22 protein-coding genes are annotated in these 20,788 nt (G+C 63.6%); 11 read left to right on the forward strand and 11 right to left on the reverse strand.

What is annotated here, in order from left to right:
- Window positions 1–12: 12 nt before the first annotated feature.
- The 3 genes from FHS92_RS00305 to hflK all read right to left on the reverse strand — a co-directional run bounded on the left by FHS92_RS00305 (window position 13) and on the right by hflK (window position 3,682).
- The gene (locus FHS92_RS00305; RefSeq protein ID WP_184076435.1) at window positions 13–1,509 is read right to left on the reverse strand and encodes a Do family serine endopeptidase; all 1,497 of its coding nucleotides are present in this window, start codon (window positions 1,507–1,509) and stop codon (window positions 13–15) included.
- Window positions 1,510–1,641: 132 nt separating this feature from the next.
- A complete protein-coding gene (gene hflC / locus FHS92_RS00310) occupies window positions 1,642–2,484 on the reverse strand; it encodes a protease modulator HflC (RefSeq protein ID WP_184076437.1) in 843 nt (280 codons plus the stop codon).
- 1 nt (window position 2,485) lies between these two features.
- The gene (hflK, locus tag FHS92_RS00315) at window positions 2,486–3,682 is read right to left on the reverse strand and encodes an FtsH protease activity modulator HflK (RefSeq protein ID WP_425506209.1); all 1,197 of its coding nucleotides are present in this window, start codon (window positions 3,680–3,682) and stop codon (window positions 2,486–2,488) included.
- A gap of 72 nt (window positions 3,683–3,754) precedes the next feature.
- Here hflK and FHS92_RS00320 point away from each other — a divergent pair, with 72 nt between their 5' ends.
- The gene (locus tag FHS92_RS00320) at window positions 3,755–4,720 is read left to right on the forward strand and encodes an Mrp/NBP35 family ATP-binding protein (RefSeq protein ID WP_184076439.1); all 966 of its coding nucleotides are present in this window, start codon (window positions 3,755–3,757) and stop codon (window positions 4,718–4,720) included.
- Window positions 4,721–4,723: 3 nt separating this feature from the next.
- On the opposite strand, the gene FHS92_RS00325 is transcribed toward FHS92_RS00320, so the two are convergent.
- On the reverse strand, window positions 4,724–5,923 hold the full coding sequence (locus FHS92_RS00325) for a penicillin-binding protein activator (protein WP_184076441.1): 1,200 nt from the start codon (window positions 5,921–5,923) through the stop codon (window positions 4,724–4,726).
- Window positions 5,924–5,934: 11 nt separating this feature from the next.
- On the opposite strand from FHS92_RS00325, the gene rsmI reads away from it, so the two are divergent.
- The 5 genes from rsmI to FHS92_RS00350 all read left to right on the forward strand — a co-directional run bounded on the left by rsmI (window position 5,935) and on the right by FHS92_RS00350 (window position 9,723).
- Window positions 5,935–6,768: a 16S rRNA (cytidine(1402)-2'-O)-methyltransferase gene (gene rsmI / locus FHS92_RS00330; protein WP_184076443.1), complete on the forward strand. Its 834-nt coding sequence runs from the start codon at window positions 5,935–5,937 to the stop codon at window positions 6,766–6,768.
- Entirely contained in the window at window positions 6,765–7,127 is a 363-nt protein-coding gene (locus tag FHS92_RS00335; protein ID WP_184076445.1) for a YraN family protein, read from the forward strand. Before rsmI ends, FHS92_RS00335 begins: the two co-directional genes overlap by 4 nt.
- Before the next feature lie 37 nt (window positions 7,128–7,164).
- On the forward strand, window positions 7,165–8,112 hold the full coding sequence (gene gshB, locus FHS92_RS00340; RefSeq protein WP_184076446.1) for a glutathione synthase: 948 nt from the start codon (window positions 7,165–7,167) through the stop codon (window positions 8,110–8,112).
- A 64-nt stretch (window positions 8,113–8,176) separates the two neighbouring features.
- Entirely contained in the window at window positions 8,177–8,944 is a 768-nt protein-coding gene (locus tag FHS92_RS00345) for a hypothetical protein (protein ID WP_184076448.1), read from the forward strand.
- 167 nt (window positions 8,945–9,111) lie between these two features.
- Window positions 9,112–9,723: a DedA family protein gene (locus FHS92_RS00350; protein WP_184076450.1), complete on the forward strand. Its 612-nt coding sequence runs from the start codon at window positions 9,112–9,114 to the stop codon at window positions 9,721–9,723.
- Here FHS92_RS00350 and FHS92_RS00355 read toward each other — a convergent pair whose 3' ends face one another.
- From FHS92_RS00355 to rph, 4 genes are read right to left on the reverse strand one after another with little or no spacing between them, the layout of a single operon-like run.
- Complete coding sequence (locus FHS92_RS00355) at window positions 9,724–10,623, reverse strand: tyrosine recombinase XerC (RefSeq protein WP_184076452.1); 900 nt, start codon at window positions 10,621–10,623, stop codon at window positions 9,724–9,726. It abuts the gene before it with no gap.
- Between the two features lie 7 nt (window positions 10,624–10,630).
- A complete protein-coding gene (hemW, locus tag FHS92_RS00360) occupies window positions 10,631–11,773 on the reverse strand; it encodes a radical SAM family heme chaperone HemW (RefSeq protein ID WP_184076454.1) in 1,143 nt (380 codons plus the stop codon).
- Window positions 11,774–11,775: 2 nt separating this feature from the next.
- Complete coding sequence (gene rdgB / locus FHS92_RS00365; protein ID WP_184076456.1) at window positions 11,776–12,417, reverse strand: RdgB/HAM1 family non-canonical purine NTP pyrophosphatase; 642 nt, start codon at window positions 12,415–12,417, stop codon at window positions 11,776–11,778.
- The gene (gene rph, locus FHS92_RS00370; RefSeq protein WP_184076458.1) at window positions 12,414–13,130 is read right to left on the reverse strand and encodes a ribonuclease PH; all 717 of its coding nucleotides are present in this window, start codon (window positions 13,128–13,130) and stop codon (window positions 12,414–12,416) included. The genes rdgB and rph overlap by 4 nt, the downstream gene beginning before the upstream one ends.
- Window positions 13,131–13,368: 238 nt before the next feature.
- Here rph and FHS92_RS00375 point away from each other — a divergent pair, with 238 nt between their 5' ends.
- The 3 genes from FHS92_RS00375 to grpE all read left to right on the forward strand — a co-directional run bounded on the left by FHS92_RS00375 (window position 13,369) and on the right by grpE (window position 16,178).
- On the forward strand, window positions 13,369–14,448 hold the full coding sequence (locus tag FHS92_RS00375) for an LPXTG cell wall anchor domain-containing protein (RefSeq protein ID WP_184076460.1): 1,080 nt from the start codon (window positions 13,369–13,371) through the stop codon (window positions 14,446–14,448).
- A 111-nt stretch (window positions 14,449–14,559) separates the two neighbouring features.
- Window positions 14,560–15,615 carry a heat-inducible transcriptional repressor HrcA gene (gene hrcA / locus FHS92_RS00380; RefSeq protein ID WP_184078638.1) on the forward strand — a complete coding sequence of 352 codons (1,056 nt, stop codon included), beginning with the start codon at window positions 14,560–14,562 and terminating at the stop codon, window positions 15,613–15,615.
- The gene (gene grpE / locus FHS92_RS00385; RefSeq protein WP_184076463.1) at window positions 15,612–16,178 is read left to right on the forward strand and encodes a nucleotide exchange factor GrpE; all 567 of its coding nucleotides are present in this window, start codon (window positions 15,612–15,614) and stop codon (window positions 16,176–16,178) included. Before hrcA ends, grpE begins: the two co-directional genes overlap by 4 nt.
- Window positions 16,179–16,206: 28 nt before the next feature.
- On the opposite strand, the gene FHS92_RS00390 is transcribed toward grpE, so the two are convergent.
- Both FHS92_RS00390 and FHS92_RS00395 read right to left on the reverse strand, forming a co-directional pair.
- Complete coding sequence (locus tag FHS92_RS00390; protein ID WP_184078640.1) at window positions 16,207–16,671, reverse strand: vgr related protein; 465 nt, start codon at window positions 16,669–16,671, stop codon at window positions 16,207–16,209.
- Window position 16,672: 1 nt separating this feature from the next.
- Entirely contained in the window at window positions 16,673–17,143 is a 471-nt protein-coding gene (locus tag FHS92_RS00395; protein WP_184076465.1) for a copper chaperone PCu(A)C, read from the reverse strand.
- Window positions 17,144–17,317: 174 nt separating this feature from the next.
- On the opposite strand from FHS92_RS00395, the gene dnaK reads away from it, so the two are divergent.
- Window positions 17,318–19,222 (forward strand): molecular chaperone DnaK, encoded by a 1,905-nt coding sequence (dnaK, locus tag FHS92_RS00400; RefSeq protein WP_184076467.1) that lies wholly within the window; start codon window positions 17,318–17,320, stop codon window positions 19,220–19,222.
- A 79-nt stretch (window positions 19,223–19,301) separates the two neighbouring features.
- A complete protein-coding gene (gene dnaJ / locus FHS92_RS00405) occupies window positions 19,302–20,441 on the forward strand; it encodes a molecular chaperone DnaJ (RefSeq protein WP_184076469.1) in 1,140 nt (379 codons plus the stop codon).
- Window positions 20,442–20,447: 6 nt separating this feature from the next.
- Here the strand turns inward: dnaJ and FHS92_RS00410 are convergent, their stop codons facing one another.
- On the reverse strand, window positions 20,448–20,687 hold the full coding sequence (locus FHS92_RS00410) for a CBU_0592 family membrane protein (protein WP_184076471.1): 240 nt from the start codon (window positions 20,685–20,687) through the stop codon (window positions 20,448–20,450).
- Between the last annotated feature and the right edge of the window lie 101 nt (window positions 20,688–20,788).

Consider the following 20,788-nt stretch of genomic DNA (forward strand, 5'->3'; position numbering starts at 1 on the left):
GGAGAGACATGATTATCTGCCGCGCAGGCGAACGCCGATGAAGGCAGGGGACTGGCCACGGCGCAGGACCTGGAGGAGCAACGCGTTGCGGCCGGAGTCGGTCGCGCTCTTGATCACCGCGTTGAGCTGCGCTTCCGTCGTGACGGGAGCGTTGTTGGCCGACAGGATGACATCGCCCCGGCGCAGGCCCTTGGCGGCAGCGTCGCTGTCGTCATCCACGGCTGAGATCACCACACCGCGCACGGTCTGTTCCAGCCCAAGCTGGCGCAGAATTGTGGGCGTGAGCGGAAGGACCGCAAGGCCAAGGGCCTGCTGTCCCGCCTGTGCGCTGCTCTGCTTGTCGTCCTGCTGCGAGAAATCATCCTGATCGTCGCGGCTGAACGCGAGTTGATCCTCCGGTGGGCGCTGGCCCACAACGGCGGTGACCGTCGTGCGCTTGCCGTTGCGGATCAACTCAATCGGAACGCGCGATCCGATGGGCAAGGTGCTAACGATGAACGACAGGGTTTCGTCCGGCGTCACGTCGCGGTTGTTGACGCGCACGATCACGTCGCCGGCCTTGATGCCTGCCTTGTCTGCGCCCTGGCCTGGCTCGACGCCCTGCACGAATTCGCCCCGGTTGCGGGCGAGGCCAAGGGATTCGGCCATGTCATCACCCAGCGGGCTGATCTGCACGCCGAGATAGCCGCGCTTGATCGCCTGACCTTTGCGCAGCGTGTCGATGATCGGAATCGCCTGTTCCGCGGGAATGGCGAAGCCAATGCCGACATTGCCGCCCGAAGGCGAGAGGATCTGCGAATTGATACCGATGACGTTGCCGTTCATGTCGAACATCGGACCACCGGAATTGCCCTGGTTGATCGACGCGTCGGTCTGGATGAAGCGGTCATAGGTGCCACCAGTGCTGCGATGCACGGCCGAGATAATGCCAGCCGTCACGGTTCCGGACAACGCATAGGGGTTGCCGATGGCGACGACCCAGTCCCCGACACGAGCGTGCGTGCTATCCCCGAATTTGACGAATGGGAGCGGCTTCTTCGCATCGATTTTGAGGACGGCAAGATCGGTCGCCGGGTCGCGACCCACCAGTGTCGCCGAATATTCCTCGCGGTTGGTCAGCGTCACCGTGATACTGTCCACCGAAGCGCCCGCCGCACCGGCAGAGACGACATGGTTATTGGTGACGATGTAACCGTCGGCCGAGATTAGGAAGCCGGAGCCGAGCGACTGAGCCTGCCGCGTCTGGGGGCGTCCGCCGCCGAACATGTCGCCAAAGGGCGTTCCTGCGAAGGGGTTTTCGACCTGTACGCGCTGGCGCGTGGAGATGTTGACCACAGCGGGTTGCAGACGCTCGACCATGTCGGCGAGGCTCGCGGGCGCGCCGCGTGGCGCCGCAGCCTGCATGCCTTCATTTTGCGCGGTTTGGGCGCCCAGTGGCTGATTTGACGTGACGGTGATGGCTGTGCCGCCCAACAGCAGCGCTGCGGTAAGAGCATAAGCGTAACGCACTCTTCAAATTCCTCTCATGTCCCAAAGGGCGGATTACTGCCCCGGTTCAGTGTCTGCGGCCATGCCGTAGCATGCCTGAACATAGTTTGAATGGTGGCCGTGGGCCACGTTCCTTACCGTATCATGCCGCTATCAGCGCCCCCGGAACTCCCGCAGGAAGTCGTTGTCGGGCGACAGAATAATGCTGGTCTGCCCGCTCGCCTGAGGCGAGAAGGTCCGGCGATAGGCCTGCATGGCGCGGTAGAAATCATAGAACTGCGGATCCTTGCCGAAGCTGGCGGCATAGACCTGCGCCGCCTGAGCATCGGCCGTCGCACGGATGATCTGCGCCTGCTGCTCACCTTGAGCACGGATGGTGAGCGCCTCCTGCTCGCGTGCGGTGCGCATACGCTGAAACGCGCTTTGCAGCGGCGCACCATCGGGCAGGTCGGCGCGCTTGATGCGCACATCAACGACTTCCGCGCCGTACTGACGCGCAACCCGGTTAAGACCTGCCTCGATATTGTTCATCACCTGCCCCCGCTCCGGGCTGAGCAGCGCGACAAAGGGGCGCTTGCCGAGTTCGTTGCGCAGCGCCGAGCCGAGGATCGGGCGCAGGGCATCGGCGACGCGCTCCTCACTGCCCGCAGCGATGTACATGCGCAGCGGATTGACGATCCGATAGCGCGCATAGGCGCTGACCTGCAGGCGCAACTGATCTGTGGACAGAACCTGCTGCCTCTCCATTTCGACCGACTGGACGCGCTTGTCGATCCACACGATCTGTTCGGCGAACGGGAAGCGCAGGACGATGCCCGCGCCGGTGCTGCCGAACGCTTCGTTGGTCTTGTAGCGGTTGACGATGCGGACCGGCTCGCCGAAGCGGACGATGACCGCCTGTTTGGTTTCCGGCACGATCGCGACCGTGCTGCCCAACAGGATGAGGAACGCAATGGCGACGAGCACCAGCATTACGGGGTTGCGCGCAATGCCCATATCAGCGTCCTCCCTGCGACGGCGCTGAGGCCGAGGGCGGATCGGCCAGGGGAGCCTTGCGCGTTATGCCAGGGAGGGGGAGATAGGGCGTGACATTGCCCGTTTCGACCACGGTCTTGTCTACATTGGCAAGCACGGCTTCCATCGTTTCATAATACATGCGGCGGCGGGTCACTTCCGGGGAAAGGCGGTACTGCTCGTAAACCTTGTCGAAGGCGGCAGCCTCACCTTGTGCGCGGGCGGTCAGCTGCTGGGAATAAGCGCGCGCTTCGTTGATGTAAGTCTGCGCTGCCTGTTGGGCCGCAGACACATCCTTGAACGCATCATTCACTGCGCTGGGCGGATCGGCCTGCTTGATCGCGATGCCCTGCACGCGGATGCCCGAGCGATAATTGTCGAGAATTTCCTGCATGCGCTGCTCGACCTGTTGTTCGACCAACGTCCGGCCCGAACCCAGGGCCTGATTGAGGGAAATGGTTGCGACAACCGAGCGCATCGCCGTTTCGGCCACTTCGCGCACCGTCGAATCGGGATCGGACAGCTGGAATTTATAGAGCTCGGGGCTGCGGATGTTCCAGCGGACCGAATAAGCAAGGTCGATCATATTCTGATCGCCGGTCAGCATCAGGTTTTCCGCCTCAGAGCGAACCGAGCCAATGTCGATCGTGCGGATTTCTTCGACATCGACGGTTTCGACCATTTCGAATGGTGCGGGGAGCGTGAGGCCGATACCAGGCGTCAAGGTGCGGCTGTACTTGCCCAGTACCGTGACAACGCCGCGTTCCTGGGGACCAATGCGGTGGAAGCTCGACAGCGCGATCCACAACAGGACGACGATGGCGATGGCAATCGGCCAAAGCGCCTTGACCTCCGGTGTGCCCGGCATTCCGCCGCCGGGGCCACCGAAGCTGCTGAAGCCCTCACGGCTGCGCCGGATGAGATCGTCGACCATGGACGGGCGGGAGCCACTTGGTTGGCCGCCGGGGCGATTGCCCCCCCGCGGCTGGGTCCATGGGTTGCGCGGCCCGTTGCCCGCGTCTCCGTTGCCCGAGCCACTGCCACCGGAATCCTTGCCCTTGTCGCCCGATCCGCCATCATCGCCATTACCGCCGGGCGAACCGCCCCACGGGCCCTGGGCCATCGCGAATATTCGGCGCACCATTCGGGCGCGCATCAGCCATCCAGTCTTCATTGTCATGCCTGACTGTATAGGAAGCGTCGGGGCGGAAAAACAGTGCCTTTGCCATGTTTATCGATTATGGGCGCGGCCATGACCGAACTTTCCGTGATTTTCGACCGCCTTTCCACGCTTTCTAACGGACGCGCCAGCGCGCCACGCCTGCGGGACGGGGTATTGTCGCTGGTGCTTGACGTCACCGATCTGGGGCAGGCCGAGCGCGATGCTCTGGCGGCGGCGATCACGGCGGAGTTCAAGGGTCAGCCGGAGATCGAGGATGTGCGGATCGCGCAGACCGCGGAAAAACGCAGCCTGCGCATCATCGCAGTAGCGTCGGGGAAGGGGGGCGTGGGCAAGTCCACCGTGTCCGCAAATCTTGCCATTGCACTGCACCGGCGGGGGGTTCGGGTCGGGCTGGTCGACGCGGATATCTATGGCCCATCTCAGCCACGCCTGATGGCCACGGAAGGCGCAAAGCCCCAGGCGGAGGAGAAGCAGCTCGTGCCAATCCTGAGCGGGGTGGGCATCCCGATGCTGTCGATGGGGCATCTGGTCGAGCCGGGTCAGGCAATCGCATGGCGCGGGCCGATGGCGGCGAGCGCGCTCGGGCAGCTGGTCGACGCGAAATGGGGGGCGGTCGACGTGCTGGTCGTCGACATGCCGCCCGGCACCGGTGATGTGCAGCTGTCGATGATCCAAAAGCACAAGCCGGCTGGTGTGATTATCGTGTCAACACCGCAGGATCTCGCGCTGATCGATGCGACCCGCGCCGTCAACCTGTTCGATCAGGCGCATGTGCCCATGATTGGACTGGTGGAGAATATGGCGGGTTATATCTGCCCGCATTGCGGCGAAGTGTCGGATCCGTTCGGCAGCGGGGGCGCACAAGCGGCTGCTTCCCAGATGGAGATGCCGTTTCTGGGGCGCATTCCGCTCTCGATCGGCATCCGCACCGCGTCCGACGCTGGCATGCCCCCCGCTGCGGAGGACGGGCTGGACGGTGCGCCTTTCCTTGCTATTGCGCGCAAGGTGGCGGACTGGCTCGCCGCGCAGGGATAATGATCAAAACCCGCCCGGCGCGGGGCTGATAACCGTGAAGCGCCCCGCGTCCACCTGCTGGACCTCCAGCGCGCGTTCGGCGATGCCGTCGCGGCGGAACCGGAAGGCTCCGTCGATCCCGGCAAAGCCTCCTTCATCAGTCAGGCGGGCGATAGGAAAGGGCGTTCCGACCCGCCAGTCCTGCGCGATGCGAATCGTGAGCAGCACCGCGTCATAGCCGAGCGACGACAGGCGGTAGGGTGCGGCGCCAAAGCGCGTGCGATATTTGGTGGCGAGCTGGCGGTAATAGGTGTCCGAGACGCTTGCGAACCACGCACCGCGAAGGTTGAGGTCCGCCACCAGCGAACTTTCCGTGTTCCACAGCTCTGTGCCGAGCATCCGAACGTCCGGGCCGCCCGCCTTGCGGATCAGCGGCGCGGCCTGCACGGCGACCTTGCCGCCATCGGCGATCAGCACCGCATCATAGCTGGCAGGCGCGCCCAGTTTCTTGACCGCAAGCGCCATGGATGCGGGGGTGCGATCGAAGGTCTGCATGGAGACGACCGTGCCACCCGCCTGCTCGACGGCGCGCAGCAGAGCCGTCCCCGCGCGCTCGCCATACATGCCCTTGGGTACGAGCGCGGCGAATTTCTGGATGCCTTTCGAATGAGCATAATCGACGACGCGGGCCACCGACTGAACCGGGGTATAGCCCATCAGGAACACGCCGTTCCCGGCGACGCTGGTGTCGTTGGAAAAGCTGATGATCGGCACGTTGGCGGCCCGCGCAATGGGTGCGGCGACGCGGACATCATCCGCCACCAGCGGCCCCAGGATCAGCTTGTTGCCGTCGCGAATGGCCGCGTTGACGGCCGCTGCCGCGCCCTTGCCGGTGTCATAGGTGGTGACACGAATGGTCTTGGCGCTGGTGTCGAGCAAGGCCAGCGTTGTCGCGTTGGCGATGGACTGGCCTACACCCGCATTGCCGCCGGTCGTCGGGACGAGCAGGGCGATTCGGTGCCGCTGGGTGTCGGTCGGCAGGCCGGGTTCGACCTGTGTAGGGCCTGTTGGAACTGGCGGCGGGGGTGCGGTCGGCCCGGTCCCGCGTGGGACAATCGTCTGACATGCGGCCAAGAAAAGCGCCGCGCTCAGCGTGATCGCGCGGCCCGCGCGCTTGAAGGCGGACCAACTGTCCGCTTGCCGATCGGCACCCGTCTCTGCCATGGGGAATCCTTATGGTGGAAGCTCTGTCTCCGGGTCTATATATCGTTGCCGGGCCGATCGGCAACTTGTCTGACCTCACGCCCAGGGCAGCTGACATATTGCGGCGCGCGGACGTGGTGGCTGTCGAGGATAGCCGGGTCAGCGCCCGGCTCTTGCAGCACGCCGGGTCGGATCGACCGATGGTGCCCTATCATGATCACAGCAACGAAGGACTGCGCGTCCGTCTGATCGAGCGGATGGGGCAGGAGGCGGTGGCGCTGCTGAGCGATGCCGGGACGCCGCTCATTTCCGATCCGGGGTATAAGCTGGTGCGCGACGCGCGAGCCGTAGGGCGGGCGATCTACACGCTGCCGGGTCCGTGCGCGGCGATCGCGGCGCTGACGCTGTCCGGATTGCCGACCGACCGGTTCCTGTTCCAGGGGTTCTTGCCCGCCAAGGCGAAGGCGCGCGAGGACGCTCTGCGGGAAGTGGCGGGGCTGCGCGCGACACTGGTGTTCTATGAGAGTGGCCCGCGACTGTCGGCTAGTCTCGGGACGATGGCTGATGTGCTGGGCGACCGCGACGCGGCGGTTTGCCGCGAGATCAGCAAGAAGTTCGAGGAAACGCGGACCGCAACGCTGGTCGAACTGGCACGCCTTTACGTGGACGCGGCACCAAAGGGCGAAATTGTGGTCATTGTCGGCCCGCCCGGTGAGGCGCCCGCCGCCAGCGAAGAGGATGCCGATGCCGCGCTGCGGGAGGCGCTAACCCGCCTGCCGGTCGCCAAGGCGGCGGGCGAGGTGGCAAAGAAGCTGGGGCTGGACCGGCGAACCCTGTACGACCGCGCCGTGGAACTCAAAGGGTGAAATCGCCCGCGCGGCTGCTGGCTGAAAAGCGCGGGCGGCAGGCGGAGCGCATCTGCGCGTGGTGGTTGCGCCTCAAGGGATGGAGCATCCTCGACCGACGCGTGCGCACGCCAGCGGGCGAAATCGACATCGTCGCGCGCCGCGGCAGGCTGGTCGCGTTTGTCGAGGTGAAGGCGCGGGCCACCTTAGCGGAACTTGATCTCGCGATCGATGAGCGGCGGCTGGCACGCGTCGCTGCAGCGGCGGAAAGCCTGGCGCACCGCTATCTGCGCGAGGGCGACGACATGCAAATTGACGTGATGCTGCTTGCGCCGGGGCGCCCGCCGCGCCATTTGAGCAACGTCTGGCACGGGGGCTGATCGCACCCGCGCGTCCCTTGAAGAACCGGAAACGCTTATGAGCCTTAACGTCGCTGTGCAGATGGACCCGATGGAAGGGATCAAGATCGGCGGAGATTCGACCTTCGCCGTGATGCTTTCGGCGCAGGAACGCGGCCATACGCTCTACCATTATACCGCGCCAGACCTGACATGGCGCGACGCGCGTCTGCTCGCCCGTGCGCATCCGGTGACGGTGCAGCGCGTGGTCGGCGATCATTTTACATTCGGCGATGAACAGCTGATCGATCTGGGCCGCGACGTCGACGTCGTGCTGATGCGGCAGGATCCGCCGTTCGACCTCAGCTACATCACGGCGACGCACTTGCTTGAGCGGATCGAGCACGAGACGTTGGTTATCAATAACCCGGCTTCGGTGCGCAATGCGCCTGAAAAGCTGTTCGTGCTGGATTACGCCCGCTTCATGCCGCCGACGATGATCACCCGCAACATCGCGGATGTGCGCAGCTTCCTTGCCGAACATGGCGAAATCGTCGTGAAGCCGCTCTACGGCAATGCGGGCAACGCCGTGTTCCATATTCGTGGCGATGGCAGCAACCTGTCCGCGCTCGTGGAGCTGTTCAACACGTCGTGGGTCGAGCCCTTCATGGTGCAGGCGTTCATTCCGCAGGTCAGCAAAGGCGACAAGCGCATCGTGCTCGTGGATGGCGAAGTGGCGGGCGCCATCAACCGCATTCCGGGCAGCGGCGAAATCCGCTCGAACCTGGCTGCGGGCGGATCGGCGACCAAGACGGAACTTACCGACCGGGAACTGGAAATCTGCGCGGCGATGGGTCCGGAACTCAAGAAACGGGGACTGCTGTTCGTTGGGATCGACGTGATCGGCGGCGAATGGCTGACCGAGATCAACGTAACGTCGCCCACCGGCATTGTCTCGATGGACGCGTTTAATGGCACGGACACCGGTGCCGTGATCTGGGCCGCGATCGAAAAAAGGCTTCGTTAAAGAAGTCGTTGTCGGAAAAGGCGCGAATCGGTTATTAATCCCCCAAGGCAGAATGGGGGGATCCATGAGCACAGAAACGGTTACCGGCGCATCGTCCGCAGCCACGCGGCAGCAGCGCGAGCGGCAGTTTTATTTCCGCATGGCTTTGCTGATTGTCGCGGTAGTCTTCATCGGCTTTGCACCCAGCTTTTACCTCAAGCCTCTGGACATCGTCCATTATCCGAGACCCGAGCCGGACCTGAACGGACTTCTGCTGGTGCACGGATCGGTATTCAGCCTGTGGCTCGCGGTATTTTTTGCGCAGACGGCGCTCGTCTCTGCGGGACGGCGTGATCTGCACCGGATTCTGGGCGTGTTCGGTTTTGCCCTCGCCGTCGTGATGATCCCGATTATGTACGTCACGACCCTGGATGAAATCGCGCGCAATAGCACGCCGCCCTTTGCCGACGTTCTGACCTGGTCTGCAGTGCCGCTTACGCCGATCCCGTTCTACGCCTATATCCTGTGGAGAGGGTGGACGGCGCGCAAGGGTGACCTCGCCTCGCACAAGCGCATTATGCTCGGGCTGATGATCATGCTGACCCAGCCCGCCACGGGGCGGCTGCCGGTCCTTCCGCCGACGCTCTGGGGATTTGCCGGCCTCGGTCTTCTGAGTCTGCTGCTGTTCGTGCCGCTGGCTCGGTGGGACAAGAGCACATTGGGGCATGTGCATCCCGCAACGAAGCTGGGCGCGGGGGTCATGGTGGCGATCCTGGTCGTGCAAACAGCATGCATGGCGATGCCGGATCTGTGGAAACCGTTTGTGATGCTGCTGCCGGGCATAGCGGCCTGACAAGCGCCCATTACGCCTGATCGCCGTGTTTCGTGCCGGTCGGCGCATGTGGGGCGTTGACGCGCGGCTGCGATATCGCGACAGGCCATGGAACTTCGCCACTCACCGCTGCTTTGGACGGACATGACTTATTTCAGGCAAAAGCGGGTGGCCCGCCCGATCCGGCCATGACCGACTGGGTTCTCCACCTGATCGATGCCGGGGGCTATTGGGGCATCTTCGCCCTGATGGTGCTTGAGAATATCTTTCCCCCCATCCCCTCTGAGCTCATCATGGGTGTCGGAGGCATTCGCGTGGGGCAGGGGCGGATGGAACTGATCCCGCTGCTGATTTCCGGTACGATCGGGACTACCATCGGCAACTATGCATGGTTCATGGTGGGGTGGAAGCTCGGCGTTCACCGTCTGCGCCCTCTAGTCGACCGCTACGGGCGCTGGGCGACGATCGAATGGAGCGACGTCGAGGCGATCAACCGCTTGTTCGAACGCTATGGCCAGATGATCGTGTTCGTGCTGCGCTTCATGCCGACCTTCCGGACGATGGTATCGCTCCCCGCCGGGCTGTTCCGCATGGGGCATATCCGCTTTCTGCTCTGGACGGCGGCAGGCGCACTGATCTGGAACATTGTACTCGCGGGCGCGGGTTATTACCTGGGCGCGAATTTCAAGAAGATCGACGACTATGTCGGCCCTGCGGCAACGGTTACCGTAGTGGTGATCGCCATTGCCTATGTATGGCGATTGATGACGTGGAAGCCGTCGGGAAAATCGGCGGACTGATCATGCTCGCGGATGGGCGTTGCGATAGACGTCCATCAGATGCGCGGCATCGACCTGCGTGTAAATCTGGGTCGATGAGAGGCTGGCGTGGCCCAGCAGTTCCTGAAGCGAGCGGAGATCCGCTCCGCGCCCCAGCAAATGCGTCGCGAAGCTGTGCCTCAGGGCGTGGGGGGTGGTCCGCTCCGACATCTGGAGCCGCCGCCGCGCAGCGCGCACCGCGCGGCGGATGATGGCGGGAGAGAGCGCTCCGCCGCGTGCGCCTCGGAACAGGGGCGTGGCGTTCGATGTCGCGTAAGGGCAGGCACCGACATAAGTATCGATCGCCTCGCGCAGTTGCGGGAGCAGGGGGACGATGCGGGTCTTGCCGCGCTTGCCGGTAACGCGCAGCGTTTCGCCCAAGGGAAGCGTCGCTCCGGTGAGCGAAAGCGCCTCACTGATTCGCAGACCAGCGCCGTAGAGCAGCAGCAGCACCGCCCAGTCGCGCGCGGCGATCCACGGTTCTTCCGCCGCTTCCGCGACGTCTTCGGCCAGCGCCATGACGTCATCGGGAGCGACCGGCCGGGGCACACCACGCTTGATTTTCGGCCCTCGCACAGCAGGCGAACGGGCATCCTCACCCCCGGCGAATTTCAGGAAGGCGCGGATTGCCGACAATTCGCGCGCGGCCGACGCATTGCCGATGCCCTCGTTGCGGCGATGCGCGAGGAAGGCGCGAAGATCTGCTGTGGGAAGATCGGCAAGCAGCGCAGGGCAGGGCGGCTCGCCGCGATGCTGGGTAAGAAACGCGAGCAGCCTTTCGGCACCGGCGACATAGGCCCGTACCGTGTGGTCCGATCGCCGCCGTTCGAGCGCGAGGTGCCGTCGCCAACCGGCAATCCATGTAAGGCTCTGCGCATCCATCGGATGGCTATAGCACGATGTCCGGCAGGATGGCATCCAGCAGCAGCATGCCTTCCGGCGTCACAGTGAGACGGTCGGCGGAGCGGGTCAGGAGGCCCAGCGCCGAAAGGCGTGCGATGGCAACGTCGTCGACAAGCGCCTTAGCGGGAACACGCGTTCGGGCGGCGATGCGTTCCAGATCGATTCCCTCCGCCAGACGCAGGCCCATCATCAGCGCTTCCGCGGCGCGTTCGTCGGGAGGCAGGAGCGTTTCGCGTTCGCACCCATGGCCGTTGCGTGCGATTGCACTCAGCCAGTTTTCCGGTTTGCGATGGCGCTGTGTTGCGGCGTTGCCTCGGCGGCCATGCGCGCCGGGGCCGACGCCGACATAATCGCCGTAGCGCCAGTAGGTCAGGTTGTGGCGGCTTTCCTGGCCCGCGCGGGCGTGGTTGCTGATTTCATAAGCAGGGATGCCCGCTGCCTGTGTCATCGCCTGCGTCCGTTCGAAGAGGTCGGCGGCCTCGTCCGCGTCGGTGGGCTTGAAATCGCCGCGCCGGACCATCGTTTCGAAGCGCGTGCCCGGCTCGATCGTCAGTTGATACAGCGAGAGATGCCCGGTGCCAAAGGCAAGGGCGCGAGCCAATTCGGCTTCCCATTGAGCCGGTGTCTGATCGGGGCGGGCGTAGATCAGGTCGAAGCTCACCCGCTGGAAAACCGACTGCGCGGTCTCGAGTGCTGCAAGACCTTCGTCCACACCATGCGCCCGACCCAGAAATGCCAGAGCCGCGTCGTCGAGCGCCTGAAGGCCGAGCGAGACACGGTTGACGCCCGCCCGCCCGATGTCGGCGAAGCGCGCGGCTTCGACCGAATTGGGGTTTGCCTCCAGCGTGATCTCGATGTTGTCGGCAAACCGCCAGTGCCCCGCAGCCGCCTCAATCAGGTCTGCGACGAGCGCGGGCGGCATCAGCGAAGGCGTGCCGCCGCCAAAAAAAATGGATCCGAGGGTGCGTCCGGGGGTCTGACCCGCTTCATAGGTCATGTCCGCGAGCAATGCCGTGCGCCACAGCGCGACGTCCACGGCTTCGCGCACATGACTGTTGAAATCGCAATAGGGGCATTTCGAGACGCAGAACGGCCAGTGGATATAGAGCGCGAGGGGCGGTGCGACCAAGTTCAGAACACCGCCGCCACCAGTTGCCGGAACGCGTCGGCCCGGTGACTCATCGCGTGCTTCGCGGCGGGGTCCATTTCGGCGAACGTGACGTCATGCCCATAAGGCACAAAGATCGGATCGTAGCCGAAGCCCTTGTCGCCGCGCGGTGGCCAGACGATCCGGCCGTCGACACGTCCTTCGAACGCCTCGACATGGCCATCAGGCCAGGCGAGTGCCAGGGCGCAGACGAAATGGGCGTCATGCCCGGCGCCTGGCCCTTGTGCGAGGATCTGGTCCCATACGCGGCGCATGGCGACGGTGAAGTCCTTGTCCGATCCTGCCCAGCGGGCGGAGAAGATGCCTGGCTCGCCCCGCAAGGCCTCAACGCACAGGCCGCTGTCGTCGGACAGGGCGGGGAGGCCGGACAGGTCAGCGGCGGCCAGCGCCTTGAGTTCCGCATTGGCGATGAAGGTGGTGCCGGTTTCCTCCGGTTCGGGGAGGCCCAATGCGCCCGCCGAAATCGGCTCGACCCCATGTGGCCCCAGCAGCTCCGCGATTTCCCGCACCTTGCCCTGATTGTGGCTGGCAATCACGAGCTTGCCGGGCGTCAGTTTGCGGATCGCCTGCGGCGCAACATGTTCGGGATCGAAATCCTCGCTCATCGGCCAGTAGCCTGCCGCTGGGCCGCGAAAATCTGGCCGCAGCCGATGCGGGCGAGGCGCAGGAGCCTGAGCAGTTCCTCCTCGTCAAAGGTCGCGCCTTCCGCTGTCGCCTGCACCTCGGCGATCTTGCTGTCGCCGGTCAGGACGAAATTGGCGTCGGCCTCGGCGGAACTGTCCTCGATATAATCGAGGTCGAGCACCGGAGTACCCTGATGGATGCCACAGCTGATCGCCGCGACCTGCTGGATGATCGGGTCTTCCTTGAGCGCGCCGCTCGCGAGCAGCTTGTCGATCGCGATGCGCAGGGCGACCCATGCGCCGGAGATGGACGCCGTGCGGGTGCCGCCGTCGGCCTGGATGACATCGCAGTCGATGGTGATCTGCCGCTCACCAAGCTTTTTCATGTCGACCACTGCGCGGAGCGAGCGGCCAATCAGACGCTGAATTTCCTGCGTACGGCCGGATTGCTTGCCCTTGGCGGCTTCGCGGCTGCCGCGCGTATGGGTCGCGCGAGGAAGCATGCCATACTCTGCCGTCACCCAACCCTCGCCCTTGCCGCGTAGGAAAGGCGGTACGCGCTCTTCGACCGAGGCGGTGCAGAGCACCCGCGTATCGCCGAAGCTGATGAGGCAGCTCCCTTCGGCGTGAACGGTGAAACCCGGCTCCATCGTGATGGTGCGCATTTGATCGGGGGTACGGCCAGATGGGCGCATGCGATGTCTCTCCTAGGGGCGGGAAGTGCCCGGTCGGTTGCGCCTTATTCTGCAACCGACGCCGCGGCAAGGGCGGAAGGCAAGGGAACGGGGTTGTTCATCTGGCAGAAAGGAACGGCATTCCGCGCAATATTGTGTGGGAGAGGCAAATTTGCAGTTTACCGTCTCCACCCAACAATTGGCCGCGCTTCTGGTTCATTGAGGCGAACCAATTGGGTTGATGCCGGGTTGACGCTGCATGATGAACATAGCTCCCCCGCTTCGCCCCGCCCGGACCGCGATCGCCGCTGTTCTGGTTCTTGCCTCCACTCCGCTGCTGGCGCAGACCGTGCCGCCGCCGTCTGAACCGACTGCGCCCGACACTCCGCCACCGGTCGTTGCGACGGTGCCTTCGGCGCCCGCCCCCGCTCCGGCGGTGGTTGCGCCAGCGGCCGCGCCGCCGGTTGTTTCCACGGTTTCACCCTCGGCTCCGGTTCAGGAAGCCGTTGCCGCTCCCGTTGAACGGTCCGCTCCTCGTGCCGCAACGACGCCCGCAAGGCGCACCCCGGTTGTTGAGCGTGCTCCTGCGGAAGAGCGCGTAGCCTCGCCCCTCGATACAGCTCCGGCGGCTCCTTTGGCATCCGCTCCGGCAACATCTCCCGCGGTGACCCCTGTCGAGACTGACCTTACGTCGGCTCCCGTTGCTGCTGAGCCTGCGGTTCAGTCGGACGCTGCCGACAGCCCCGACACTGGCGCGACTGTGGCGCTGGTCGGCGGTATTGCGCTGCTCGCCGGTGCCGGTGCGGTCTACGCCCTGCGTCGCCGCAAGCGTGAACCGGAGTTCGTTGCAACGTCTGCTGCACCGATCATCGATCCGGATCGCGTGAGCAGGATTGATGCGACAGATACGCCTTTGGCAGAGCCGACGTCACCGGTTGTGGAGCGCCCACGCGAGATCGTGGCTCCTCAGGAGCGTTTTGCCTTCAGTCCGACGGCTCCTGCGGCTACAATCGCCCCGGTCGTTTCCGATGCTGTGGTGGAGCGCGAACCACAACGCCAACCACAACGCCAACCTCTCCCTGCATCGGCTTTGGCCAACCAGAGTCTGGAAGACATGATCGCGGCTCCGCCGTCGCGCGAAAATCCGTTCCTCACCCGGAAGAATCGCCTTCGCCGCGCGGGTTTCTTGCTTCGGCAGGACAACCACGGTGACCGAAGCACGGCGGGTGCAATGTCGACCCCGGCTACGGCACCGTCCCCCGATCGTGCTCAGGTCTATACGTATGGCGGTAAGGGCGGCACGTCGCCGCTTGGCAGGCCGAAGCCGGTCTTTCAGTAATCATGCTGAACTGAACATAAGGGGCACCTTTCGCAAGGAAGGTGCCTCTTCCTGTGTACGACAGATGTGCAGCGCATTGAGGAATGGTTCCGCCTGTCCTACATTGACGCCATGTCAGTGACCCCAATCAGCGAAATGAGCGAGCGTACGCGCGATATTTTCCGACTTGTGGTCGAAAATTATCTTGGCACCGGAGCGCCGGTGGCGTCACGGACGATCAGCCAGCTTCCCGGCCTTAACCTGTCTTCCGCCTCGATCCGCAATGTAATGCAGGATCTGGAGGAGCTGGGCCTGCTTTCGTCCCCCCATATTTCGGCCGGGCGCATGCCGACGGAAACCGGTCTGCGTATTTTCGTCGACGGCATCATGCAGGTGGCGGAACCTTCGGAAGAAGATCGCCGCGTGATCGAACAGCAGCTCGCACAGAGCGGGCCCATTGAAAACGCGCTGGCGGCGGCGACGACGGCGCTGTCGGGCTTGTCATCCTGCGCCGGGATCGTGCTTGTCCCCAAGCGGGAACCCACGCTGCGTCAGTTCAGCTTCATCCCCCTGGGCCAGACCGATCAAGGTGCCCAAGCGCTCGCCGTGCTGGTGGGCGAGGACGGATCGGTCGAAAACCGGGTGATCGATCTCCCTCCCGGCGTGACACCTTCCATGCTCACTGAGGCGGGGAACTATCTCTCGGCCCGGCTTGGCGGACTGACGCTGCGGCAGGCTCAGGAGCGGCTGGCACAGGAGCTGGTACGGGACCGTGCCACGCTGGACGATGTGGCGCGCGATCTGGTCGAGCGGGGGTTGGCGGTATGGACGTCCGATGCGTCGGACCGGCCAATCCTGATCGTCCGGGGGCAGGCGAACCTCATCGACGAGCATGCCTCGGCCGATCTCGACCGGGTCCGACAACTTCTCGAGGAACTCGAGGGCAAGGAAGAGATCGCCCGGCTGATGGAAAGCGCGCTGGTCGCATCGGCGACGAAAATATTCATCGGATCGGAGAACAAGCTCTTTTCCCTGTCGGGTTCTTCGGTCATAGCCGCGCCGTACCGCAATGGGGATGGCCGGGTGATCGGCGTCGTCGGGGTCATCGGCCCAACCCGCTTGAACTATGCCCGGGTAATTCCCATGGTGGATTTCACCGCTCAAACCCTGTCGAGACTGATACGATGAACGAAGACCAGAAAGAAATGGATACTCCCGGTATGGAACATGAAGCGCAGGAACCGTCCGCAGAACAGGGCGTCGAGGATGCGATCCATCCGCTGGAGCAGCAACTGACCGCAATCCAGGAAGAGCTGGCGACCGCGAAGCAGGATGTGCTTTACGCCCATGCCGAAACACAGAATGTGCGGCGGCGGATGGAGAAGGAACTCGCGGACGCCCGCGCCTATGCGTCGACCGCGTTTGCGCGCGACATGCTGTCGGTCGCCGACAATCTGGGGCGCGCGCTCGATTCCATTCCGGCCGACCTGCGCGAAGACGAGAAGTTCAAGTCGCTCGTCGTGGGGTTGGAAGCGACCGGCCGGGAGTTGGAAAGCATTTTCCGCAAGAACGGCATCGAACGGATCGCGGCGCTCGGCATGCCTCTGGACCCGAACCAGCATCAGGCGATGGTGGAAATGCCCAGTGACCAGGAACCCGGCACGATCGTACAGGAAATGCAGGCCGGTTACATGATCAAGGAGCGCCTGCTGCGTCCTGCATTGGTAGGGGTCGCGAAGAAGCCCGACTAAAGCCGTCGGTCACTCCGGAAGCGGTTCCTTATCGCGTGCGAAAGGGCAAGGTCGCTTCCAGATCCCCGAGGGGCGGCGCGTTTTTCGGACTGGCGCCCATCCGCCACAGAAAGGCGTGGCGGACGATTTCCGCCTGCTGTTCAATCCCGTAGCGGGCGAAGGGCTTGCCGGGTTCCAGCACATAATCATAGCGGCACCAGGGATGGCGCATCAGGGACAGATACCAGCGGCCCTTGCTTTGCGCCTGCCACACATGGGTCATTTCGTGGATGAAATGACCCTGCATGGTGAGGCTGTTATCGCAGAAATCCGGGCAGTAAAGGTCGCCATGCGGATGGAACCACAGGTGGCCATCGGGTGCCATCGTGACACGCGGCGGATGGAACAGCCAATATTTGCGCCGATGGATACGCACCGCGTCATAGTCGATCGCGTCGCCGAACATGGTTGCCGCAAGCGCACGTTCGCCCTCCGTTAAAGCCCGCGACGACAGGTCAGCGCTCGTCCGTCGACGGGGCGGCGTCACCCGGCTTGCGGATTGCCGCATCGACGATCAGGCGGTCCCCGTTGGAGAAGAACAGCGTCATCGGCAGTTTGCCGTCCTTGACGATAGCGGGGTTGATCGCCCAGATCATCAGATGCTTGCCGCCGGGCGCGAAGGCGACTTTGCCCTTGGCGGGCACAGCCACCGAATCAAGAGGCTGCATGCGCATCATGCCGCCTTCGCCCATCATGCTTTCGTGCATTTCAATCCGCTGCGCTCCATCTGCGGTAACGCTCCGCAGCGTTACGGCCTCCGGGCCACCATGGATGACGAAATAGCCACTGGACGGATTGTTCGGCTGCGCGCTCAGGCCGACCCACGCCTGATCCACATAAAGCGGATCTGGGTCGGCACAGGACGCCAAGGCAAAGGGCGCGCAAAATGCCGCGAGAAACCTCCGGAACGGGGAGGGGAAATGCATGGGGCTCTCCATATTGGTCTGTATCAAAACCGGGCGAACGACACTCTAATCGCACGACATCCTTGTGCCAAGCGAATGCGCGCCTATATCGCATCTCGAACCGGCGTTGGATCTGGCCCCGTGTGGCAGCTCCGGCCCGTCAACCGCTGAAACTTTGGGGTTAAGAGGAACTACATGGCTAAAGTTATTGGTATCGACCTTGGGACGACGAACAGCTGCGTTGCGGTGATGGACGGCGGCAAGCCAAAGGTTATCGAGAATTCGGAAGGCGCCCGCACCACGCCGTCGATCGTTGCGTTCACCAAGGATGGCGAGCGCCTGATCGGTCAGCCCGCGAAGCGCCAGGCCGTCACCAACCCGGATAACACCGTTTCCGCCGTGAAGCGCCTTATTGGTCGTCGTTTCGATGACCCGATGACGGCGAAGGACATGGAGCTGGTGTCCTATACCATTTCCAAGGGCCCGAACGGCGACGCTTGGGTGAAGGCCGGTGGAGAAGATTATTCGCCGTCGCAGATTTCCGCCTTCACGCTGCAGAAGATGAAGGAAACCGCCGAGAGCTATCTCGGTGAGACGGTGACGCAGGCCGTCATTACGGTCCCCGCCTATTTCAACGACGCCCAGCGTCAGGCGACCAAGGATGCAGGTCGCATCGCCGGTCTCGAAGTGCTGCGTATCATCAACGAACCGACGGCGGCGGCGTTGGCCTATGGCCTCGACAAACAGGACGGCAAGACGATCGCGGTCTATGACCTTGGCGGCGGCACGTTCGATATCTCCGTGCTGGAAATCGGCGACGGTGTGTTCGAGGTGAAGTCCACCAATGGCGACACTTTCCTGGGCGGCGAAGATTTCGACGCGAAGATTGTCGAATATCTTGCCGACGAGTTCAAGAAGGCGGAAGGCATTGACCTGCGCGGTGACAAGCTTGCCCTGCAGCGCCTGAAAGAAGCGGCGGAAAAGGCGAAGATCGAGCTGTCCTCGGCGGCGACGACCGAAGTCAACCTGCCTTTCATTACCGCCGACCAGAACGGGCCGAAGCACCTCGTCAAGACGATCAGCCGCGCCGATCTGGAGCGCCTTGTCGCCGACCTTATCAAGCGGACACTGGAGCCGTGCAAGAAGGCGCTGGCCGATGCCGGCGTTTCGGCAAGCGATATCAGCGATGTGGTGCTTGTCGGCGGCATGACCCGCATGCCGCGCGTGCGCGAAGTGGTGAAGGAGTTCTTCGGCAAGGAGCCCCACACGGGCGTCAACCCTGATGAAGTCGTTGCCATGGGTGCGGCCATTCAGGCGGGCGTGTTGCAGGGTGACGTCAAGGACGTGCTGTTGCTCGACGTGACGCCGCTGTCGCTGGGCATCGAGACCCTGGGTGGCGTGTTCACCCGCATGATCGACCGCAACACGACAATCCCGGCGAAGAAGAGCCAGGTCTATTCGACCGCCGACGACAACCAGCAGGCGGTCACGATCCGCGTGTTCCAAGGCGAGCGTGAAATGGCGGCGGACAACAAGCTGCTGGGTCAGTTCGATCTCGTCGGCATTCCGCCCGCACCGCGTGGCGTGCCTCAGATCGAGGTGACGTTCGATATCGACGCGAACGGCATCGTCAACGTCAGTGCCAAGGACAAGGGAACCGGCAAGGAACAGCAGATCAAGATTCAGGCTTCGGGTGGCTTGTCCGATGCCGATATCGATCAGATGGTCCGCGATGCCGAGCAGTTTGCCGAGGACGACAGGAAGCGTCGCGAGGCGGCCGAGGCGAAGAACAACGCAGAGAGCCTGATCCACACCACCGAGCGTCAGCTTGAAGAGCATGCGGACAAGGTCGATGCGTCGCTCAAGAGCGAGATCGAAACTGCGATCGCAGCAGCCAAGTCTGCGGTCGAGGGTGGTGATCCGGAGGCGATGAAGACGAAGGCACAGGAACTCGCGACGGTGGCGATGAAACTGGGCCAGGCGATCTACGAGAAGGAGCAGGCCGCGGCCGCTTCTCCCGACGCGGGTGAGACGGCGAAGAAGGACGACGATGTCGTCGACGCCGAGTTCTCCGAAGTGGACGAAGACAACAAGGCCTAACGGACAATGACCGTTTCCGCTGTCCCCGCCGGTGCTGATGCAGTATCGGCGGGGAAGTGATGCGACGGGCGGGGGCGCGATGAGCACTCAGGTAGATTTTTACGAGCTTCTGGAGGTCGAACGGACCGCCGACGCCGCCACGATCAAGGCGGCTTATCGCAAGCTCGCTATGAAATTCCACCCGGACAAGAATCCGGGCTGCACGGACAGCGAAAACAAGTTCAAGGCGATCAGCCACGCCTATGATTGTTTGAAAGACGATCAGAAGCGGGCCGCCTATGACCGGTTCGGCCATGCTGCGTTTGAGAATGGCGGTCCCGGTAACGGTTTCGGCGGCGGCGCCGGCGGATTTTCGGACCTCGGGGATATCTTCGAAACGATTTTCGGCGGCGGTTTCGGCGGTGGCGGTGCCGCCGGTCGCAAGGCGAATCGCCGTGGCGCAGACCTGCGCTACGACCTCGAAATCACGTTGGAAGAAGCCTTTAACGGCAAGACCATGCCGATCACCATCGACGTGTCCGCGCCGTGTGAGGAATGCGACGGATCGGGCGCGACGCCGGGAACGGGCGTCAAGACCTGCACGACCTGCAACGGCCATGGCCAGGTCCGTGCGCAGCAGGGCTTTTTCGTCGTCGAACGGACCTGTCCGTCTTGCCACGGAGCGGGTCAGGTGATCGAAACGCCGTGCCGGTCCTGCCGGGGCGAAGGCCGTGTGGACAAACGCAAAACGCTGTCCGTCAATATTCCAGCGGGGGTCGACGACGGAAATCGCATCCGGCTGAGCGGTGAGGGAGAGTGCGGCGCGCGGGGCGCGCCAGCGGGCGATCTCTATATTTTCCTGCATGTGAAGCGGCACGCCGTGTTTGAGCGGGATGGGACGACTTTGTTCTGCCGCGCGCCCGTCAGCTTTACGACGGCGGCGCTGGGTGGCGAGATCAAGGTGCCGGGCCTCGACCGCCAGACGATCGACATCCGTATTCCACCGGGCATTCAGTCGGGCAAGCAACTGCGCCAGCGCGGCGCGGGCATGCCGGTTGTGAACGGGCGCGGGCGCGGCGACATGGTCGTGCAGATCGAGGTGGAAACGCCCACGCGGCTCAGCGCGAAGCAGAAGGAACTGCTCGAAGCGTTCCGGGCGACCGAGACAGGTGACGAGAGTCCGCAATCGAGCGGGTTCTTCGCCAAGCTCAAGGATATGTGGGAAGACCTGACGGAATAGGCGGCGCTATCTGCGCCGGATTCTCCACAAGGTCGCGATCCCGATGCCGCACCAGATGATGTTCAGCACGACGGAGGGTATTGCGCCGTGCCACGCGGTATTGGCGATGAAGCCTGCCGATCCGATGAGATTCATCCACTGGTAAAGCCGCGAATCGCCTTGCACCCTTCCGGTTGACAGCAGGGCGTATGCACCCAGAACCAACACGGCGCCCATCCAGCCAATGGCTTCCATTGCGAAGTTCATGGCGACAGGTCCTTGGCTGAGCGGGGCATTCCGTCGGCTAGAACCTGCGCTCCTCCCCCGCAACAGATTTGGCGCAACAAAATGCGTGGTTGCTCGTTCCT

This window comes from Sphingobium subterraneum, from assembly GCF_014199435.1.
Taxonomy (GTDB): domain Bacteria; phylum Pseudomonadota; class Alphaproteobacteria; order Sphingomonadales; family Sphingomonadaceae; genus Sphingobium; species Sphingobium subterraneum.

What these genes read in the sequence shown, in the direction of transcription:
- hflC (WP_184076437.1), bottom strand. Translation starts at nt 2,484, where the DNA reads ATGGGCATTGCGCGCAACCCCGTAATGCTGGTGCTCGTCGCCATTGCG.
- hflK (WP_425506209.1), bottom strand. Translation starts at nt 3,682, where the DNA reads ATGACAATGAAGACTGGATGGCTGATGCGCGCCCGAATGGTGCGCCGA.
- FHS92_RS00320 (WP_184076439.1), top strand. Translation starts at nt 3,755, where the DNA reads ATGACCGAACTTTCCGTGATTTTCGACCGCCTTTCCACGCTTTCTAAC.
- FHS92_RS00325 (WP_184076441.1), bottom strand. Translation starts at nt 5,923, where the DNA reads ATGGCAGAGACGGGTGCCGATCGGCAAGCGGACAGTTGGTCCGCCTTC.
- rsmI (WP_184076443.1), top strand. Translation starts at nt 5,935, where the DNA reads ATGGTGGAAGCTCTGTCTCCGGGTCTATATATCGTTGCCGGGCCGATC.
- gshB (WP_184076446.1), top strand. Translation starts at nt 7,165, where the DNA reads ATGAGCCTTAACGTCGCTGTGCAGATGGACCCGATGGAAGGGATCAAG.
- FHS92_RS00345 (WP_184076448.1), top strand. Translation starts at nt 8,177, where the DNA reads ATGAGCACAGAAACGGTTACCGGCGCATCGTCCGCAGCCACGCGGCAG.
- FHS92_RS00350 (WP_184076450.1), top strand. Translation starts at nt 9,112, where the DNA reads ATGACCGACTGGGTTCTCCACCTGATCGATGCCGGGGGCTATTGGGGC.
- FHS92_RS00355 (WP_184076452.1), bottom strand. Translation starts at nt 10,623, where the DNA reads ATGGATGCGCAGAGCCTTACATGGATTGCCGGTTGGCGACGGCACCTC.
- rdgB (WP_184076456.1), bottom strand. Translation starts at nt 12,417, where the DNA reads ATGAGCGAGGATTTCGATCCCGAACATGTTGCGCCGCAGGCGATCCGC.
- rph (WP_184076458.1), bottom strand. Translation starts at nt 13,130, where the DNA reads ATGCGCCCATCTGGCCGTACCCCCGATCAAATGCGCACCATCACGATG.
- FHS92_RS00375 (WP_184076460.1), top strand. Translation starts at nt 13,369, where the DNA reads ATGATGAACATAGCTCCCCCGCTTCGCCCCGCCCGGACCGCGATCGCC.
- hrcA (WP_184078638.1), top strand. Translation starts at nt 14,560, where the DNA reads ATGTCAGTGACCCCAATCAGCGAAATGAGCGAGCGTACGCGCGATATT.
- grpE (WP_184076463.1), top strand. Translation starts at nt 15,612, where the DNA reads ATGAACGAAGACCAGAAAGAAATGGATACTCCCGGTATGGAACATGAA.
- FHS92_RS00395 (WP_184076465.1), bottom strand. Translation starts at nt 17,143, where the DNA reads ATGCATTTCCCCTCCCCGTTCCGGAGGTTTCTCGCGGCATTTTGCGCG.
- dnaK (WP_184076467.1), top strand. Translation starts at nt 17,318, where the DNA reads ATGGCTAAAGTTATTGGTATCGACCTTGGGACGACGAACAGCTGCGTT.
- dnaJ (WP_184076469.1), top strand. Translation starts at nt 19,302, where the DNA reads ATGAGCACTCAGGTAGATTTTTACGAGCTTCTGGAGGTCGAACGGACC.
- FHS92_RS00410 (WP_184076471.1), bottom strand. Translation starts at nt 20,687, where the DNA reads ATGAACTTCGCAATGGAAGCCATTGGCTGGATGGGCGCCGTGTTGGTT.